This window comes from Nitratireductor sp. GCM10026969, assembly GCF_042660605.1.
GTDB lineage: Bacteria > Pseudomonadota > Alphaproteobacteria > Rhizobiales > Rhizobiaceae > Chelativorans.
This window is the reverse complement of the sequence record NZ_JBHSUM010000088.1, coordinates 1-16,599: the sequence shown is the minus strand read 5'-3', so window position 1 is coordinate 16,599 and position 16,599 is coordinate 1. Positions and strand designations below refer to the sequence as shown.

Genomic DNA, 16,599 nt, shown 5'->3' with positions numbered 1-16,599 from the left:
GAGGCCGCGCGCGCCGCCGGTGCCGGCCTCACCCAGGGCTCCGCCATCGGCGCAGACCTCGACTCCCCTTCCGCCTACGGGCGCACCAAGGCCGAAGGCGAGCAGGCGGTGCTGGAGACCGTGAAGAATGCCGTCATCCTGCGCCCCTCCATCATCTTCGGGCCCGAGGACACGTTCTTCAACCGCTTTGCCAACATGGCCCGCTTCTCGCCGGTCCTCCCGCTCATCGGCGGCGGGCACACCAAATTCCAGCCCGTCTATGTCAGCGACGTCGCCGAGGCGCATGCGCGCGCCGTGGACGGCGATCTGAAGGGCGGCGCGATCTACGAACTCGGCGGGCCGCAGGTGCTGACCTTCCGCCAGTGCATGGAAGAGATGCTGGAGGTGATCAACCGCAAGCGGCTGCTCGTCTCCGTTCCCTGGCCGATCGCGCGGCTGCAGGCGCGCGTGCTCGGCCTTCTGCCCAAGCCGCTCCTAACTCTCGACCAGGTGCGCATGCTGGAGGTCGACAACGTCGTCTCGACGGAGACTGCCGACAAGGGCCTCACCCTGGAAGGGCTCGGCATCGCGCGCCACGCGATCCAGGCCATCCTGCCCACCTATCTCTGGACCTACCGCCCGGCGGGGCAGTTCACATTGCCGCAGATGTGAGGGCGGGCGGCGCTTGGATATCGTCACCGACCTTCTGCCGGACGGCCTCGGCCTTCCGGCGGCATCGTTGCTTATCCTCGCCAGTTTCTTCACCTCCGCCCTGACGGCAGCCTTCGGTATCGGCGGCGGGGTGGCCATGCTGACGCTGCTCGGCCTTTTCCTGCCCGTCGCCGCCCTCATTCCCGTGCACGGCGCCGTGCAGCTCGGCTCAAACACGGGCCGCGCCTGGCATCAGCGGGCACATATCCGGCATGGCATCGCGCTGCCCTTCATCGCGGGAAGCCTCGTCGGCGCGGCGGCGGGTGCGTATTTCGTGGTGCAATTGCCCGACGCGGTGCTGAAACTGGTGCTTGGGCTGTTCGTGATCGTCGTCACCTGGATGAAGTTTCCCGGGGCTGCGCGGCTCGGCCATGCCGGGATGGCCGTGGGCAGTGCCGTCCTGGCGCTCGCCACGATGTTCGTCGGCGCCACTGGACCGCTGCTGTCGGCGTTCTTCGCGCAGATCATACCCGACGACCGCAAAGCGCTGATCGCCACCCACGCGGCCGGCATGACCGTGCAGCACGTGCTGAAGGTGATCGCCTTCGCCATCGCCGGCTTCGCCTTCGCACGCTGGCTGCCGCTTGTGCTGGCCATGATCGCCTCGGGCTATCTCGGGACGGTCTACGGCAGCCGGCTTCTGGAAAAGCTGCCTGAAGAAAGCTTTCGCCGCTGGTTCAGGGTCGGGCTGACGCTTTTGGCGCTCGACCTGGTGCGGCGGGGCGTTATGGGCTTCTTCTAACCCAGGAAAAAAAGCGCGACGAGCCCCGCCACGCCAACGAGGATCCGCCACCAGCCGAACAATGCGTAGCCGCGCCGGGAGACATAGCCGAGCAGCGAGCGCACGACGATCACCGCGGCGATGAAGGCGGCGATGAAGCCGACGGCGATGATCTTGACGTCGGCGGCGGTGAGCAGGGCATAGTTCTTGTAGAGATCGTAGGCGAAGGCACCGGCCATGGTGGGCATGGCCAAAAAGAAGGAAAACTCAGCCGCCGCGCGCTTGTCCGCCCCCAGGAGCAGGCCGCCGACGATGGTGGATCCGGAGCGCGAGGTGCCCGGGATCATCGACAGGCACTGGAAAAGCCCGATCTTGAAATACATCGCCAGCGGGAAATGGGTGATGTCCGTATAGACCGGCTTTTTCGCCCAGCGATCCACCCATAGAAGCACCCCGCCGCCCAGGATGAGCATGATGCAGATCAGGGTGGGGGTCTCGAACAGGACGGTCTTGATGATCTTGTAGGCGAGGACGCCGATCACGGCCGCGGGCAGGAAGGCCAGCAGGACGCCCAAGACGAAGCGCCGCGTGGCCGGGTCGCGCGGCAGATCCACCGCCATTTTCCATAGGCGTGCGGCATAGACGCTCAGGATCGCCAGGATCGCGCCGAGCTGGATGAGGATCTCGAAGGCCTTGCCTGTCGACTGGAAGTCAAGAAAATGGCCAGCCAGCAGGATATGGCCGGTGGAGGAGACGGGAATGAACTCGGTCAATCCTTCCAACACGCCGAGAAGGAGCGCTTCCGCGATGGTCTGTTCCGGCACGACATCTCCCCGGGGCGAGCTTGCTTGTCAGGCACGTCGTCTCCACCTATAGCTCGGGTGGAGGGCCTGGGAATCAGGCTTGTCGAGGATTATCGTTCCGGCCCGCGAATGGCCAGAGCCTTTGGTGATCACAAACTGTGTTATGCTGACGCTGTTCCACCATCCGCTATATGCTTCCTGCCGGTTCGTGCGCCTGGCCTTCGGGGAATATGGCGAGGAGATCGCGCTCATCGAGGAGCGGCCCTGGGCGAAGCGCAAGGAGTTTCTGGCGCTCAATCCGGCGGGCACGATCCCCGTGCTTCTGGCCGAAAGCGACCATGTCATCGTCGGCGCAACGGTGATCGGCGAATATCTCGACGAGACCCGCGGAGCGTTCCAGCGCGACAGGCGGCTGATGGCGGAAAACTCCATCGCACGGGCCGAGATCCGGCGGCTGGTCGACTGGTACCTGGTGAAGATGGATTCCGACGTCACGCGCCACCTGGTGCGCGAGCGCGTTCTGAAACCGCTGATGGGCGGCGAGACGGGCAGCGCGCCCGATTCGGCAGCAATCCGCGCCGCCCGTGGCAATGTGCGCCAGCACCTGAAATACACGAACTGGCTCGCCGCCACGCGCGACTGGCTCGCGGGACCGCGCCTTTCCTATGCCGATACGGCCGCCGCCGCGGCGCTCTCCATCCTCGACTATATGGGCGAGATCGACTGGCGCGAGTTCGAGGCGGCGCGCGAGTGGTACAGCCGCATGAAGTCGCGGCCCTCCTTCCGTTCCCTACTTGCTGACCGCGTGCGGGGGCTCTCGCCCGCCTCGCACTACGCGGACCTGGACTTCTGATGCGTGCCGCGCGAGCCGAATCGGAACGGCTACGCGCGTTCGTTGAGCGGGAGGCGCGCGCGCTGGGCTTTAACGTGGTGGGCTTCACCACGCCCGATGCCGCGCCGGCGGCACCGGGGCGGCTCGCGCACTTCCTGCGCGAAGGGCGTCACGGCACGATGGGCTGGATGGACGAAACGGCCATGCGCCGCGCCCGGCCGCGGGCGCTCTGGCCCGAGGTGCGCTCCATCGTCATGCTGGGCATGAACTACGGGCCGGACGAAGATCCGCTCGCCGTCCTGCAGGCGAAGGATCGGGCGGCGATCTCCGTTTACGCGCGGAACCGGGACTATCACGATGTCGTCAAGGGCAAGCTGAAACAGATCGCCGGCAAGCTCGCTGCAAAATGCGGGGACGATGTGAAGGTATTCGTCGACACCGCCCCGGTGATGGAAAAGCCGCTGGCGGAAGCGGCGGGGATCGGCTGGCAGGGCAAGCACACCAATCTGGTCAGCCGCGAGATGGGCTCCTGGCTCTTCCTCGGCTCGATCTTCACCACCGCCGAAATCCCGGCCGACCGGCCCGAGACGGACCATTGCGGCTCCTGCCGGGCCTGCCTCGACGTCTGCCCGACGGATGCCTTCCCCGCACCCTACCAGCTCGATGCACGGCGCTGCATCTCCTATCTCACCATCGAGCACAAGGGCCCGATCCCGCGCGAATTGCGCGCGAAGATGGGCAACCGCATCTATGGCTGCGACGATTGCCTGGCCGTCTGCCCATGGAACAAGTTCGCGCAGGAGGCGTCCGAAGCCAAGCTCAAGGCGCGGGACGACCTGAAGGCGCCGGCGCTTGTCGATCTCATCGGACTTGACGATGCGGGCTTCCGCGCGCTCTTTTCCGGATCGCCCGTCAAACGCATCGGCCGCGACCGCTTCATCCGCAACGTGCTGATCGCCGCCGGCAATTCCGGCGAGGCTGCGCTCGTGCCGGCCTGCACGCGGCTCCTGGAGGACGAAGCCGCACTGGTGCGCGGCGCGGCAGTGTGGGCGCTGTCGCGGCTTTTGAACCGGGATCGTTTCGAGGCGCTGGCGCGCCGATACCGTCCCGGCGAGGCGGCCCCCCAGGTGGTGGAGGAATGGGACAGCGCATTGGCCTTTATCGGCGAATTGGTTCCATGAGCGCGCGTGTCTTCATCTTCGGCGCGGGTTACTCCGCGCAGGCCTTCGCGGCCGGCATTACCGGTGAAGCGGATATCGTCGGCGGGACGACGCGCAGCGTTCAACAGGCGGAGACGCTGGCGCGGAAGGGCATCCGTCCATTCCTCTATAAGGGCGAAGGCTTCAAAGACGATATCCTGGACGCGGTGCGCAGGGCGACACACCTCGTCGTCTCCATCGCCCCGGGCGAAAACGGCGACCCCGTGCTGGACGTCCTGCAGGCGGCTGCCACCAACCCGCCGCCGGCGCTGGCGTGGATCGGCTATCTCTCCACGGTGGGGGTTTACGGCGACCATGGCGGCGCCTGGGTGGACGAGACGGCCGAATGCCGCCCCCGCTCGCCCCGCTCGCGCCGGCGGCTGGAGACGGAACAGGCCTGGCGGGGCTTCGCGCGGCGGGCGCAAGCGCCGCTCTCGATCCTGCGGCTTTCCGGCATCTACGGACCGGGCCGCAACGCCTTCGTGAACCTCGCCGAGGGCAAGGCCAGGCGCATCGTCAAGCCCGGCCAGGTGTTCAATCGCGTGCATGTCGAGGATATCGCCGGCGCGCTGCGGCACCTGATGCGCATGCGGGCCGACGGCATCTACAACGTCACCGACGACGAACCGGCACCACCGCAGGACGTGATCGTCTATGCGGCCCACCTGATGGATGTCGCGCCGCCGCCGGAGATCGCCTTCGACAAGGCGGACATGACGCCGATGGCACGCTCTTTCTATTCCGAGTGCAAACGGGCGGCGAACGGAAAGCTCAAGGCCTCCGGCTATCGCCTGCGCTATCCCGACTATCGCCAGGCGCTGGAGACAATGTGGGAATCGGGGATCTGGAAAGGCGAGGCTGCCGCAAATCTGCTATGATTCGCGGCGATCCTGACCGTCAGGAGGGGATTCGATGCGGCGATCTCGTTTCTTGCGGCTGGCTGCCGCCAGCCTGACCTTTGCCCTTGCGGGCGTTTTCGCTGCCAGGGCCGAGCCTTTGGCAAAGGAACTTTTCGGCGCCAAGGACCTGCCCGCGGCGACGGCGCCCGCTTCCTACGGCTTTTATTCCAAGGGGTGCCTGGCGGGCGGCATCGCCATCGCACCGGACGGCGCGCACTGGCAGGCCATGCGCCTTTCGCGCAACCGGCGCTGGGGACATCCCGAGCTCATCGGCCTCATCGAGCGGCTTTCCCGGGAGGCCGCCCGCGACGGCTGGCCGGGACTCCTGGTGGGCGACATCTCGCAGCCGCGCGGCGGGCCGATGCTTTCCGGGCACGCCTCGCACCAGATCGGGCTCGATGCCGATATCTGGTTCACCCCCATGCCGGACAAGCGCATGAGCGTGGCCGAGCGCGAGAAAGTGAGCGCCGTCTCCATGCTGAAGAAGGATTCGCTCTACGTCGACGACCGCAAATGGACGCCGGCGCACGAGGCCGTGCTGCGCCGGGCGGCGAGCTATCCGCAGGTGGAGCGCATCCTGGTGCATCCGGGCATCAAGAAGAAGCTCTGCGACACGGTGACCGGCGACCGGAGCTGGCTGCAGAAGATCCGTCCCTTCTGGGGCCATCACTATCACTTCCATGTGCGCATCGGCTGCCCGAAGGGCTCGACCGGGTGCAAGTCCCAACGGCCCACCACACCGGGTGAGGGCTGCGGCAAGAGCCTCGCCTGGTGGTTTACGGAAGAGCCGTGGAAACCGGCGGAAGGCCCGCAGAAGCCCAAGGCGCGCGATATCATGACGATGGCGGCGCTGCCGGCGACCTGCCGCAGCGTTCTGGACGCGCCGGCGCCGGCTTCCGAGGCGGCCGTGACCTTGGCCGGCCCCGAAGGGCTGCCGTCGGGCCGGGCGATGCCGGGCGCCGGGGCGACGGATCCCAAATCGCTCCTGCTTTCATTGCAGCCGGCGGAAATCCCCCTGCCCTCGCCGCGTCCCTGACAGCGAGAAAGCGCGCCGGGACGCTTTTCATATCCGCCCGGCTCGCTTATAGCCTCAATCGATTTAACGATCCGCCTGGTGACAGCCGTGACCCACCGACGCGTTGCACTGATCGCGCATGACCAGAAGAAAGACGATCTCGTGGCCTTCGTCCGGGACCACCGGACGCATCTGGCCGGTTGCGAACTGGTGGCCACGGGCTCGACCGGGGGGCGCATCGTCGAGGCCTGTCCGGAACTGAAGGTGCGACGCCTGAAGAGCGGACCGCTCGGTGGCGACCAGCAGATCGGCGCTCTGATCGCCGAGCGCGCCGTCGATCTCCTGATCTTCTTCGTCGATCCGCTGACGCCGATGCCGCATGATGTGGATGTCAAGGCTCTGATGCGGCTCGCGATCGTGTATGATATCGCAATGGCGCTCAACCGGGCGACGGCCGGGATCATATTGCAACAGGAAGAGGCGGGCACTCCCGCACGAGAGACTTAAGCGAGGAGCTGCGCGTAGCCACATGCCCAATCTGAACCAGCCCGAGACGGTCCTCGACTTTCCCATCCTCGTCGGCGATATCGGCGGGACCAACGCGCGCTTTGCCATCGTCGTCGATTCCTATGCCGAACCGCGGGAGTTCCCCGTGGTCCAGACCGCCGACTACGCCACCATCGACGAGGCGATCCAGGCCGCCATCCTCGACCAGACGCATATCCTGCCGCGCTCGGCCGTGCTGGCGGTGGCAGGACCCGTGGACGGCGACGAGATCGACCTGACCAATTGCGACTGGGTGGTGCGGCCGCGCGAGATGATGGCGGGGCTGGGCTTCAGCGAGATCGTCGTGCTCAACGATTTCGAGGCGCAGGCGCTGGCCGTGGTGGCGCTCGGCGAGGCGCATATGGAAAAGGTCGGTGGCGGCGAGGCCGAGACCGTGGGCAGCCGTGTGGTGCTCGGGCCGGGCACCGGGCTCGGCGTTGCGGGTCTCGTGCACGCCCGGCGCACCTGGATCCCCATTCCCGGCGAGGGCGGGCATGTCGATCTCGGCCCGCGCTCCGCCCGAGACGGGGAGGTTTTCCCGCATCTGGAGAAGATCGAGGGGCGCGTCTCGGCCGAGCAGATCCTGTGCGGCCGCGGCCTCGTCAACCTGTACCGCGCGGTTGCCGCGGCGGACGGCAAGGAGGCCCGTTTCTCGGACCCGGCGGAGATCACCAGCGCGGCCCTTGAGAGCAGCGACCCGACGGCGGTCGAGACACTGGACCTCTTCCTCACCTATCTCGGCCGCGTGGCCGGCGATCTGGCGCTCGTCTTCATGGGCCGGGGCGGGGTGTATCTGACCGGCGGCATTGCCCAGAAGATCCTGCCGGCCCTGCACAACGGCAAGTTCCGCACCGCCTTCGAGGACAAGGCGCCGCACGGGGAACTGATGGAGACGATGCCCGTCTTCGTCATCACCCACCCCATGGCCGCGCTTGCCGGCCTGGCCGCCTATGCCCGCACGCCGGGGCGCTTCGGCGTGGAGACGGCGGGACGGCGCTGGAAGGCGCGATAGCTCCAAGCTCCGCGCGGCAACCCGCGCGGCCTCATTGTGGATTGCATGCGTCCGGCCGATAAGGCATAGCCTCACCCGATAACGGGCGGCCGCCGGCCGCCGCAGCCACGACGGATGTCAATTGCTCGGCAAGCAAAGCAAAACTCCACCCGAACCCGGCGAGGTGATTGCGGTCATCCGCCGTGTCCTGGCGGAAAACGGGCGGGATTTCATCCCGCAATACAGCCTGGCGGCCGTATGCATGCTGGCGATCGCCGGGACCACCGCCTTCAGCGCATGGATCATGCGCGACATCATCGACGAGGTCTTTTACGAACAGCGCTGGGGACTGGTCGGCTGGATCTCCGGGGCGATCATCCTCGCCTTTACCATCCGCGGCTTCGCCACCTATGGCCAGGCGGTGCTTCTGGCGAAAGTGGGCAACAATCTGGTCGCCCGCTACCAGCGCCGCATCTTCGAACAACTCATGCGGCTCGACATCGGGTTCTTCACCGCAACCCGCTCCGGCCAACTGGCCGCGCAGATCAGTCAGAACGTCACCGGCATCCGTGACCTGCTCAACATGACGCTCGCCGCCCTCGCCCGCGACGTCGTCTCGCTGATCGGCCTCGTCGCGGTGATGATATGGATGGACCCGCTGCTTTCGCTGATCGCGCTCATCATCGGCCCACCCCTCGTCTACACCGTCAATTACCTGATGCGCCGGCTCAGGCGCATCACGCGCGAGGCGGTGGAGATCAACTCCCGGTTGCTCGGGGCCATGCAGGAATCCGTACAGGGGATCGCCATCGTCAAGGCGTTCACCATGGAGGAGGTGTTGGCGGACAAGATGGGCGGGCTCATTCAGCGTGCGGAGGCACGCTCCAACAAGATTGCCCGCGTTTCGGAGCGGCTGGGGCCGATCACCGAGATTCTGGCGGGTTTCGCGATCGCCGCCGTCATCGCCTATGCCGGCTGGCGCGCGGCCACGTCCGCGGAGCCGCCCGGATCGGTCTTCGCCTTCATCACGGCGCTGCTTCTGGCCTACGACCCGGCGCGCAAGCTCGCCCGCGTGCAGGTGAGCATAGAGCGCGCGCTGGTGAACGCGCGCATGATTTATGAAATCCTCGACCTCGAGCCGCGGCAGGGAGATGCCCGCGGGGCGGAACTGCTCAACGTGAAGCGGGGCGACGTCCTCTTCGACAAGGTCCGCTTTTCCTATGCCGAGCACATGCCCGTGTTGCAGGGGGTGAGCTTCGAGGCGAAGGCGGGCAAGACCACGGCCATCGTCGGCCCCTCGGGCGCGGGCAAGTCGACGCTGTTTTCCTTGTTGCAGCGCTTCTACGACCTGGAAGACGGCACGATCACCATCGACGGGCAGGACATTTCCCGGGTCACCAAGCGGTCGCTGCGCTCGGCGATCGCCTATGTCTCGCAGCATCCCTACCTCTTCGAAGGGACCATTCGCGACAACATCCGCTACGGCCGTCCCGATGCCACGGACGCCGAGATCGAGGAGGCGGCGAAGCTTGCCAATGCGGAGGAGTTCATCCTCCAGCAGGCCGACGGCTACGACACGCCGGTGGGCGAGAACGGAGCCACGCTTTCCGGCGGACAGCGCCAGCGCCTCTCCATCGCCCGCGCCATCGTGCGCGACGCGCCCATCCTGCTCCTCGACGAAGCCACCTCGGCCCTCGACAACGAATCGGAGGCCAAGGTGCAGCAGGCGCTGGAGCGGGTTATGAAGACGCGCACCACGCTGGTCATCGCGCACCGCCTGTCGACCGTCATCAACGCGGACCGGATCATCGTGCTCGAAGAGGGCCGGCTGGTCGAGCAGGGCACGCACCGTACGCTCATCAGGAAGCCGCACGGCGTCTATGCACGGTTCTACCGGATGCAGACGCAGAAGACGGACGACCTTCTGGGCGACACGCCGGTCGACGAGGGGCGCATGACGAAAGCCACCGACGAAGCGACGAGCGAGGAGAGCCGCTGATGCAGGAAATGGGTCTTGTGGTGGTCGGCGCCGGCGGGCGCATGGGCCAGACACTCATCCGCGCCGTCCATACGATGGACGGGGTACGGCTGGCCGGCGCCATCGAGCGCCCCGATTCGCCCTACCTCGGCAAGGACGCCGGCGAGCTGGCCGGCATCGGCATCGTCAATGTGGAGATCAGCGACGATCCCCTGCCGGTCTTCGCAAAGGCCGATGGCGTGCTCGACTTCACCGCGCCGAAAGCGACGGTCGCGTTTGCCGGCTACGCCGCGCAGGCGCGGATCGTCCACGTTATCGGCACCACCGGCTTCTCCGAAGAGGAGGAAAGGGCGATCGCGGCCGCCGCGCGCCACGCCACCATCGTCAAGTCGGGCAATATGAGCCTCGGAGTCAATCTTCTGTCCATCCTCGTCGAACAGGCGGCGAAGGCGCTGGAGGCGGACGATTTCGATATCGAAATCCTGGAAATGCACCACCGCCACAAGGTGGATGCGCCCTCCGGCACCGCACTGCTTCTGGGCGAGGCGGCCGCCAGCGGACGCGGCGTGGATCTCGCCAAGGAGAGTGTCCGCGTGCGCGACGGGCACACCGGACCGCGTGCTGAAGGATCGATCGGCTTTGCCACGCTGCGCGGCGGCTCGGTGGTGGGCGAGCATTCGGTCATCCTCGCCGGCACGGGCGAGCGCATCGTTCTGTCCCACCACGCTGACGACCGCGCCATATTCGCCCGCGGCGGGGTCAAGGCCGCGCTGTGGGGACGAGGGCGGAAACCCGGCCTCTACTCCATGCGCGACGTCCTCGGCCTCGCCTGATCCCTTTCATCCACCGCAGAGGAAACATCATGTCCGGAACGCTGATACTCGTCCGACACGGCCAGAGCGAATGGAACCTGAAGAACCTTTTCACCGGCTGGCGCGACCCCGGGCTGACGGAGAAGGGGCATGAGGAGGCGAAGACGGCCGGCCGCAGGATCAAGGCACGCGGGCTGAAGCCGGATATCGCCTTCACCTCGGTCCTTTCCCGCGCCCAGGTGACCAACGACCATATCCTCGCCGAGCTCGGGCAAGAGGGGCTCGAGGCCATCCGCGACCAGGCGCTGAACGAGCGCGATTACGGCGACCTCTCCGGCCTCAACAAGGACGACGCGCGCCAGAAATGGGGCGAGGAGCAGGTGCATATCTGGCGACGCTCCTACGACGTGCAGCCGCCCGGCGGCGAAAGCCTGAAGGACACCGGTGCCCGGGTCTGGCCCTACTATATGCGCGTCATCCAGCCGCATGTCCTGCGCGGCGAGACGGTGCTGGTGAGCGCCCACGGCAACTCGCTGCGCGCCCTCGTCATGGTGCTCGACGGGCTTTCGGGCGAGGAGATCGTCAGAAACGAGATCGCCACCGGCGTGCCCATTGTCTATTGCCTCAACGCCGACTCCACCGTCGCCTCGAAGGAAGTGCTGGAGGACTGAGGCGCAGAGCCACGACGTTCGGCCTCGCCTGTCGCGAAAAACGCGAAACCGCGTTGACACGGCAGGCCGAGCCGCTTACATCGGCTGCGCACCTAGCCCAGGTGGCGGAATTGGTAGACGCGCACGGTTCAGGTCCGTGTGCCGCGAGGCGTGGAGGTTCGAGTCCTCTCCTGGGCACCATCCTTTCCCGTCAGAACTGATTGCAGGGCCGCCGGAACGCCGCGCTCCTGCCGTTCCCCTGCCCTATTTCGCGGCTATCGGTGCTCCTACACAACAACAGCAAGGGACGTCAGACCGATGAGGAAAAACGCCGGACGGCGCGCCGCGCCGGCAGCGATTGCTTTTACCTTTTTCACCCTCCTTCCCGCGACAGCTCACGCCCAGTGCGGCAGCGCTTCCTGGTATGCGCTGACATCCAAGACCGCCTCGGGCGAGCGCATGAACCCCTCCGCCATGACCGCCGCGCACCGCAAGCTGCCCTTCGGCACGAAGGTGCGGGTGGTGAACAGGCGCAACGGCCGGGCCGTGACCGTGCGCATCAACGATCGCGGTCCGTTCGTCGGCGGACGCATTCTCGATCTTTCCAAGGCGGCGGCTGCCAAGCTGGGCTTTCTCAGGGCCGGCCACACCAAGATCTGCCTGGAGCAGCTCGACTGACCGTCACAGGAGGACGGGCGGGTCGAACCGGCCTCTCACTTCGATCTCGACCAGGAAGGTCTTGCCGGCGTGGGGATCGGCCCGGCGGGCATCCTCGTCGAGGCCCTCGTAAGCTGAGGTGACCGCGAGGTGGTCGGCCCCCGGACCGACAAACACCGGGCAGGTGGCGCGCCGCGCCGGCAGCTGAATGCTGCGAATAAGCTCGCCGCGGGAGGTCAGCGCATCGAGCCGCCCAGCGCTCCAGCGCGCATTCCAAAGCGTGCCCGTGGCGTCCACCACGGAGCCGTCGATGCCGCCGGGTATCTCGTTTCCTTCCAGGGTGAGCACCGGGTCGTCCACGGGCAGGCCGGTCTCCGGATCGCAAGCCACGCGATAGAGGCGGTTCTCATGCGTGTCGGCGAAATAGCCGATCGCCCCGTCGGGCGAAAAGCAGATCGAATTGGGGATGGTGATGTGGGAGAACAGCCGGCGCACCTCGCCCTTGAAGAACCAGTATATGGCGCCGGCCTGCTCCTGGGCCGCCTTGCCCATGGTGCCGAACCACAGGGCCCCGGCGGGATGCACGCGGGCATCGTTGGAACGGGTGTCCTCGCGGTCCGCCTCCACCTCGACATGCATGGTGAGCGCTCCTGAATCGCGCTCGCGAAGCTGAAGGCCGGTCTCCGTCACCAGGAGCTGTCGCTTCTCGTCCACCGCGGCAAGGGCGCTCGCCATGACGGGGAGGTCGTGAATACGGGTTTGGCCGCCGGGATAGGGCAGATCCAGGAGCTTGCGTTCGAGAATGTCGAACCAGAACAGCGTATCGGTACGCGGGTCGTAGGTCGGGCCCTCGCCCAGATGGCAGGCCACGTCCGAAAGGATCGAGACCGGGACATCGCTCATAACAGCCCTCCATCGACGATGATCGTCTGTGCCGTCATCATGCGCGAAAGGCCGGAGGCAAGAAAGAGGCAAGGCCCCACCATGTCCTCGGGCTGAAGCGCCTCCTTGAGGCACTGCCGTTCGATGTGGCTCTCGAGGGCGTCTTCGGTCACCCAGAGCGTCTTCTGCCGCTCCGTCACCACCCAGCCAGGCGCGATCGCATTGACGCGAATGCCGTGCGGGCCGAGGGCGCCCGCCAGGCCCTTCGTAAGTCCGACGATGCCGCCCTTGGCGGCCGAATAGGCCGGCATCCCGCCCTGGTTGATCATGTAGGAGATGGAGGTGAAGTTGACGATCGCCCCGCGCCCGGCCGCCTTCATGCCCGGCACCACCGCCTGCACGGCGAAGAATTGCGGGCGCAGGTTGATCGCTTGGTTGTCGTCCCAGTATTCCGGCGTGACGTCCTCGATCGCATGGCGGTCGTCCCTGGCGGCATTGTTGACGAGCACCGCAACGGGGCCGTGCGCCCTCTCCGTTTCCGACACCGCCCCACGCAAGGCTCCAATGTCACGCAGGTCGGCGTGAAGGAAAAGCGGCCGGCGTTCCAGATCCTCTTCCAGGCGGTCGCACAGCGCGCGGCTCGCCTCCACGGCGATGTCGATGAAGGCCACGCGCGCGCCCTGGCGCAGAAAGCCCTCTGTCAGGGCGGCGCCGATCCCGGAGCCGCCGCCGGTGATCAGGACGGACGCGTCTTCGAGGTCGGGGAAGCCTTGGATGGGCATCACAGGATATGCTCCTTTTCGGGCGGAGCTTAGCCGCAACCGGCGACGGCGGCTCGGCTCCAGATCAGATTCCACGCAATTCCGGACGGAAAACCGGCTTCCACTTTTCCTGGAATTGCTCTAAACGCGGCCGGGCCCGCCTGGTTGCAGTTTACTGGGTTCGGGCGGGCTGATCGAAACTGCGGAGGATGTCGAGCGTCTCCTCGGCGTCGCGCGGCCTGCCGAAGAGATAGCCCTGGCCCCCTGTGCAGCCGAACTCGACGAGTCGCAGCGCCTGGGCCTCGTCTTCGATGCCTTCGGCGACCACGTCCATGCCGAGCCCTTCGCACATGGCCAGGATGGCGCGGATGATGTGCTCGGAGGGGCGGTCCTCGAGAATCGAGGCGACGAAGCCGCGGTCGATCTTGAGCTTGTCGAAAGGAAAGTCGCGCAGCCGCCCGAGACTCGACTGGCCGGTGCCGAAATCGTCGAGCGAGACGCGGATTCCCACGCGCCGCAGGTCGCCGATGATCTTTTCCGCCGAGGCCGGGTCGGACATCAGGCCGGTTTCGGTGATCTCGATCTCCAGGCGGCGCGGGTCGAATCCGGTGCATTCCAGGATGGCCAGGATCTGCAGTCCGGTGTTGTGGTCGACCAGTTGCGAGGGCGAAAGGTTGAAGGACAGGAACAGGTCCTCCGGCCAATCGCGCGCCGCCTCCGTCGCCTTGCGCAGCACGAGCTGAGAAAGCTGCCCGATGATGCCGCGTTCCTCGGCGATGGGGATGAAGACCTCGGGCGAGACCAGGCCGAGATCGCCGTCATGCCATCGCGCCAGGGTCTCGAAGCCGACGGTGCGGCGGGTGGCGAGATCGACGATCGGCTGGAAATGCGGCTTCACCTCGCCGGCGGCGACGGCGCGGCGCAGGGCCTGCTCGATGCGGGTGACACGCTTGGCCGCCTCCTCCATTTCGCGCGTGTAAGCCATCACCTTGCCGCGGCCGGCGCGCTTGGCCTGGTAGAGAGCCGTCTCCGCCTTGCTCAGCAGGAGGTCGGTCGTGTCCTCGTCCGAGTAAAAAAGCGAGCAGCCGGCGGATGCCGAAAGACGCGCCGTCCGGTGGTCCACCCCATAGGGCGCCGAAAGAACCTCAATCAGCATCTTCGCCTTTTCGATGGCCGCCTGCTCGTTGAATATCATCGGGCAGAGGAAGGCGAACTCGTCCGCGCCGATGCGGGTGACGACGGCATGCTCGTCCATGGCCGCGCGCAGGCGCATGGCAACCTGTTGCAGAATCTCGTCGCCCGCCTTGCGCCCGAACAGATCGTTGATCGGCTTGAACCCGTCAAGGTCGAGTACGCCGACGGCGAAGGGCGCCGGGTCGTCGGCCCGGTCGGCAATGAGCCGGTTGACCTTGTCGACGAAACGGCGCGCGTTGCCCAGCCCCGTCAGCGGGTCGGTGAAGGCGCCATCCTCCTCGCATCCGTTGAGACGATGCCTCGTAAACGGCCCGGACGACATATTCTTTCCTTTTTGTGGCAAAGGTTTAGGCGAGAATGCCCTTCAAAGTCTTTAGGAATGGTAACATACAGTACTATTTGTTGCGCAACCTGTCCGGCCGTCACCGGCGGCTTGACAGCCGAAGCCGGGCGACGTCATCTGCCGCCAGAGTTCAAGGAGTGAGCCGCACGATGCCCCTCGACGTCGCTTTCCAGATGGACCACGTCTCCACGGTCTCGATCGCCGGCGACACCACCTTCGCGCTGGCGCTGGAGGCGCAGCGCCGCGGCCACAGGCTCTTCCACTACACGCCGGACCGCCTGTCGCAGTGGGGCGGCGGGATATTCGCCGGGCTCGAGGAGATGACGGTGCGCGAGCGCCAGGGCGATCACTTCACGCTCGGCACGCCCGTGCGCACGGAGCTTGCGCAGATGGACGTGGTGCTGTTGCGCCAGGACCCGCCCTTCGACATGCACTACATCACCACCACCCACATGCTGGAGCGTGTCCACCCGCAGACGCTGGTCGTCAACGACCCGGCCTGGGTGCGCAACAGCCCGGAAAAGATCTTCGTCACCGAGTTCGCCGATCTGATGCCCGATACGCTGATCACGCGCGATCCGGGCGCGGTCGACACCTTTCGCGAGGAGCACGGCGACATCATCATCAAGCCGCTCTACGGCAACGGCGGTGCCGGCATTTTCCACATGCTGGAGGCCGACCGCAACCTCGGCTCGCTGCTCGAACTGTTCACCCAGACCTTCCGCGAGCCCTTTATCGTGCAGCGCTACCTGAACGAGGTGCGCGGCGGCGACAAGCGCATCATCCTTATCGAAGGCGAGCCCGTGGGCGCCATCAACCGGGTGCCGGCCGAGCACGATTCGCGCTCCAACATGCATGCGGGCGGCCGCGCCGAGCCGACCGAGATCACCGATTGGGAGCGCGAGATCTGCGCCCGCATCGGCCCGGCCCTCAAGGAACGCGGCTTCGTCCTCGTGGGCATCGACGTCATCGGCGGACTGCTGACCGAGATCAACGTCACTTCGCCGACGGGCGTGCGCGAGGTGCAGAGGTTCGGCGGCGCCGACATCGCCGCCCTCTTCTGGGACGCGGTGGAGGAGCGGCGCACCCGGAATAGCTGATCCCGGGCAGAGGCTGTTCGCGAAATGTTCTTGAACGGGGTCGCAATCTGTGCTTGTGTGCGGATCGTGAACTCGTTCAACCATCGCGGGCGCCGTTATGGCGGGGGGATTGCATGGTTTCGCATGTGCGCACGATCGCCTTCGAGGGGATCGAGACCGTTCCGGTCGATGTGCAGGTGATGGTCGCGCCCGGCAAGATGGGCATGCAGATCGTCGGCCTGGGCGATAAGGCGGTGGCCGAAAGCCGCGAGCGGGTGCAGGCCGCACTCCATGCCTCCGGCCTTTCCATGCCGCCAAAGAAGGTGACCATCAATCTGGCGCCGGCGGACCTTCCCAAGGAGGGCAGCCACTACGACCTGCCGATCGCGCTCGGCCTGATGGCCGCGCTCGGAGCGATCCCGGGAGATTCCCTGGGCGGCTATGTCGTGCTCGGCGAGTTGGCGCTGGACGGCTCGGTGGCGCGGGTGAACGGCGCCCTGCCGGCGGCGATCGGCGCCAACGCCATGGGAAAGGGCCTCATCTGCCC

General features: G+C 66.5%; 18 protein-coding genes and 1 tRNA gene. 15 read left to right on the top strand and 4 right to left on the bottom strand.

The annotated features are described in order from the left end of the window. Nucleotides 1–651 (top strand): complex I NDUFA9 subunit family protein (locus ACFP9U_RS16565; RefSeq protein ID WP_378623116.1); only part of this gene is annotated, 651 nt, incomplete at its 5' end. 13 nt (nt 652–664) lie between these two features. Continuing rightward, on the top strand, nt 665–1,432 hold the full coding sequence (locus ACFP9U_RS16560) for a sulfite exporter TauE/SafE family protein (RefSeq protein WP_378623114.1): 768 nt from the start codon (nt 665–667) through the stop codon (nt 1,430–1,432). Here the strand turns inward: ACFP9U_RS16560 and ACFP9U_RS16555 are convergent. After that, nucleotides 1,429–2,235, bottom strand: a complete 807-nt coding sequence (locus tag ACFP9U_RS16555; RefSeq protein ID WP_378623113.1) for an undecaprenyl-diphosphate phosphatase — start codon at nt 2,233–2,235, stop codon at nt 1,429–1,431. The genes ACFP9U_RS16560 and ACFP9U_RS16555 overlap by 4 nt on opposite strands. A 142-nt stretch (nt 2,236–2,377) precedes the next feature. On the opposite strand from ACFP9U_RS16555, the gene ACFP9U_RS16550 reads away from it, so the two are divergent. The 11 genes from ACFP9U_RS16550 to ACFP9U_RS16500 all read left to right on the top strand — a co-directional run bounded on the left by ACFP9U_RS16550 (nt 2,378) and on the right by ACFP9U_RS16500 (nt 11,814). Beyond that, complete coding sequence (locus tag ACFP9U_RS16550; RefSeq protein ID WP_378623118.1) at nt 2,378–3,067, top strand: glutathione S-transferase family protein; 690 nt, start codon at nt 2,378–2,380, stop codon at nt 3,065–3,067. Further along, nucleotides 3,067–4,227 carry a tRNA epoxyqueuosine(34) reductase QueG gene (gene queG, locus ACFP9U_RS16545; protein WP_378623111.1) on the top strand — a complete coding sequence of 387 codons (1,161 nt, stop codon included), beginning with the start codon at nt 3,067–3,069 and terminating at the stop codon, nt 4,225–4,227. Before ACFP9U_RS16550 ends, queG begins: the two co-directional genes overlap by 1 nt. Next, nucleotides 4,224–5,123, top strand: a complete 900-nt coding sequence (locus tag ACFP9U_RS16540) for an SDR family oxidoreductase (RefSeq protein WP_378623109.1) — start codon at nt 4,224–4,226, stop codon at nt 5,121–5,123. Before queG ends, ACFP9U_RS16540 begins: the two co-directional genes overlap by 4 nt. Before the next feature lie 34 nt (nt 5,124–5,157). Further along, nucleotides 5,158–6,180: a penicillin-insensitive murein endopeptidase gene (gene mepA, locus ACFP9U_RS16535; protein WP_378623108.1), complete on the top strand. Its 1,023-nt coding sequence runs from the start codon at nt 5,158–5,160 to the stop codon at nt 6,178–6,180. Between the two features lie 87 nt (nt 6,181–6,267). Next, the gene (locus ACFP9U_RS16530) at nt 6,268–6,666 is read left to right on the top strand and encodes a methylglyoxal synthase (protein WP_378623106.1); all 399 of its coding nucleotides are present in this window, start codon (nt 6,268–6,270) and stop codon (nt 6,664–6,666) included. A gap of 22 nt (nt 6,667–6,688) precedes the next feature. Then, the gene (locus ACFP9U_RS16525) at nt 6,689–7,717 is read left to right on the top strand and encodes a glucokinase (protein ID WP_378623103.1); all 1,029 of its coding nucleotides are present in this window, start codon (nt 6,689–6,691) and stop codon (nt 7,715–7,717) included. Between the two features lie 121 nt (nt 7,718–7,838). Next, nucleotides 7,839–9,695 carry an ABC transporter ATP-binding protein gene (locus tag ACFP9U_RS16520; RefSeq protein WP_378623101.1) on the top strand — a complete coding sequence of 619 codons (1,857 nt, stop codon included), beginning with the start codon at nt 7,839–7,841 and terminating at the stop codon, nt 9,693–9,695. Then, nucleotides 9,695–10,507, top strand: coding sequence for a 4-hydroxy-tetrahydrodipicolinate reductase (gene dapB / locus ACFP9U_RS16515; RefSeq protein WP_378623100.1), 813 nt, complete (start codon nt 9,695–9,697; stop codon nt 10,505–10,507). The genes ACFP9U_RS16520 and dapB overlap by 1 nt, the downstream gene beginning before the upstream one ends. A gap of 29 nt (nt 10,508–10,536) precedes the next feature. Further along, complete coding sequence (locus ACFP9U_RS16510; protein WP_378623098.1) at nt 10,537–11,157, top strand: 2,3-bisphosphoglycerate-dependent phosphoglycerate mutase; 621 nt, start codon at nt 10,537–10,539, stop codon at nt 11,155–11,157. A gap of 95 nt (nt 11,158–11,252) precedes the next feature. Then, nucleotides 11,253–11,337 (top strand) — tRNA-Leu (locus tag ACFP9U_RS16505). Between the two features lie 117 nt (nt 11,338–11,454). Further along, nucleotides 11,455–11,814 (top strand): septal ring lytic transglycosylase RlpA family protein, encoded by a 360-nt coding sequence (locus ACFP9U_RS16500; RefSeq protein ID WP_378623096.1) that lies wholly within the window; start codon nt 11,455–11,457, stop codon nt 11,812–11,814. 3 nt (nt 11,815–11,817) lie between these two features. On the opposite strand, the gene ACFP9U_RS16495 is transcribed toward ACFP9U_RS16500, so the two are convergent. The 3 genes from ACFP9U_RS16495 to ACFP9U_RS16485 all read right to left on the bottom strand — a co-directional run bounded on the left by ACFP9U_RS16495 (nt 11,818) and on the right by ACFP9U_RS16485 (nt 14,952). Next, nucleotides 11,818–12,696, bottom strand: a complete 879-nt coding sequence (locus ACFP9U_RS16495) for an SMP-30/gluconolactonase/LRE family protein (RefSeq protein ID WP_378623095.1) — start codon at nt 12,694–12,696, stop codon at nt 11,818–11,820. After that, nucleotides 12,693–13,460 carry an SDR family NAD(P)-dependent oxidoreductase gene (locus ACFP9U_RS16490; RefSeq protein WP_378623093.1) on the bottom strand — a complete coding sequence of 256 codons (768 nt, stop codon included), beginning with the start codon at nt 13,458–13,460 and terminating at the stop codon, nt 12,693–12,695. Before ACFP9U_RS16490 ends, ACFP9U_RS16495 begins: the two co-directional genes overlap by 4 nt. Nucleotides 13,461–13,608: 148 nt before the next feature. Continuing rightward, on the bottom strand, nt 13,609–14,952 hold the full coding sequence (locus ACFP9U_RS16485; RefSeq protein WP_378623090.1) for a putative bifunctional diguanylate cyclase/phosphodiesterase: 1,344 nt from the start codon (nt 14,950–14,952) through the stop codon (nt 13,609–13,611). A gap of 170 nt (nt 14,953–15,122) precedes the next feature. Here ACFP9U_RS16485 and gshB point away from each other — a divergent pair, with 170 nt between their 5' ends. Together gshB and ACFP9U_RS16475 are read left to right on the top strand one after the other, a co-directional pair. Beyond that, nucleotides 15,123–16,073 (top strand): glutathione synthase, encoded by a 951-nt coding sequence (gshB, locus tag ACFP9U_RS16480; protein WP_378623087.1) that lies wholly within the window; start codon nt 15,123–15,125, stop codon nt 16,071–16,073. A gap of 113 nt (nt 16,074–16,186) precedes the next feature. Continuing rightward, nucleotides 16,187–16,599 (top strand): magnesium chelatase domain-containing protein (locus ACFP9U_RS16475; protein WP_378623085.1); only part of this gene is annotated, 413 nt, incomplete at its 3' end.

Coding starts and splice junctions, on each gene's coding strand:
- queG (WP_378623111.1), top strand. CDS start 3,067: ATGCGTGCCGCGCGAGCCGAATCGGAACGGCTACGCGCGTTCGTTGAG.
- ACFP9U_RS16525 (WP_378623103.1), top strand. CDS start 6,689: ATGCCCAATCTGAACCAGCCCGAGACGGTCCTCGACTTTCCCATCCTC.
- ACFP9U_RS16485 (WP_378623090.1), bottom strand. CDS start 14,952: ATGTCGTCCGGGCCGTTTACGAGGCATCGTCTCAACGGATGCGAGGAG.
- ACFP9U_RS16550 (WP_378623118.1), top strand. CDS start 2,378: ATGCTGACGCTGTTCCACCATCCGCTATATGCTTCCTGCCGGTTCGTG.
- mepA (WP_378623108.1), top strand. CDS start 5,158: ATGCGGCGATCTCGTTTCTTGCGGCTGGCTGCCGCCAGCCTGACCTTT.
- ACFP9U_RS16495 (WP_378623095.1), bottom strand. CDS start 12,696: ATGAGCGATGTCCCGGTCTCGATCCTTTCGGACGTGGCCTGCCATCTG.
- ACFP9U_RS16540 (WP_378623109.1), top strand. CDS start 4,224: ATGAGCGCGCGTGTCTTCATCTTCGGCGCGGGTTACTCCGCGCAGGCC.
- ACFP9U_RS16510 (WP_378623098.1), top strand. CDS start 10,537: ATGTCCGGAACGCTGATACTCGTCCGACACGGCCAGAGCGAATGGAAC.
- gshB (WP_378623087.1), top strand. CDS start 15,123: ATGCCCCTCGACGTCGCTTTCCAGATGGACCACGTCTCCACGGTCTCG.
- ACFP9U_RS16500 (WP_378623096.1), top strand. CDS start 11,455: ATGAGGAAAAACGCCGGACGGCGCGCCGCGCCGGCAGCGATTGCTTTT.
- dapB (WP_378623100.1), top strand. CDS start 9,695: ATGCAGGAAATGGGTCTTGTGGTGGTCGGCGCCGGCGGGCGCATGGGC.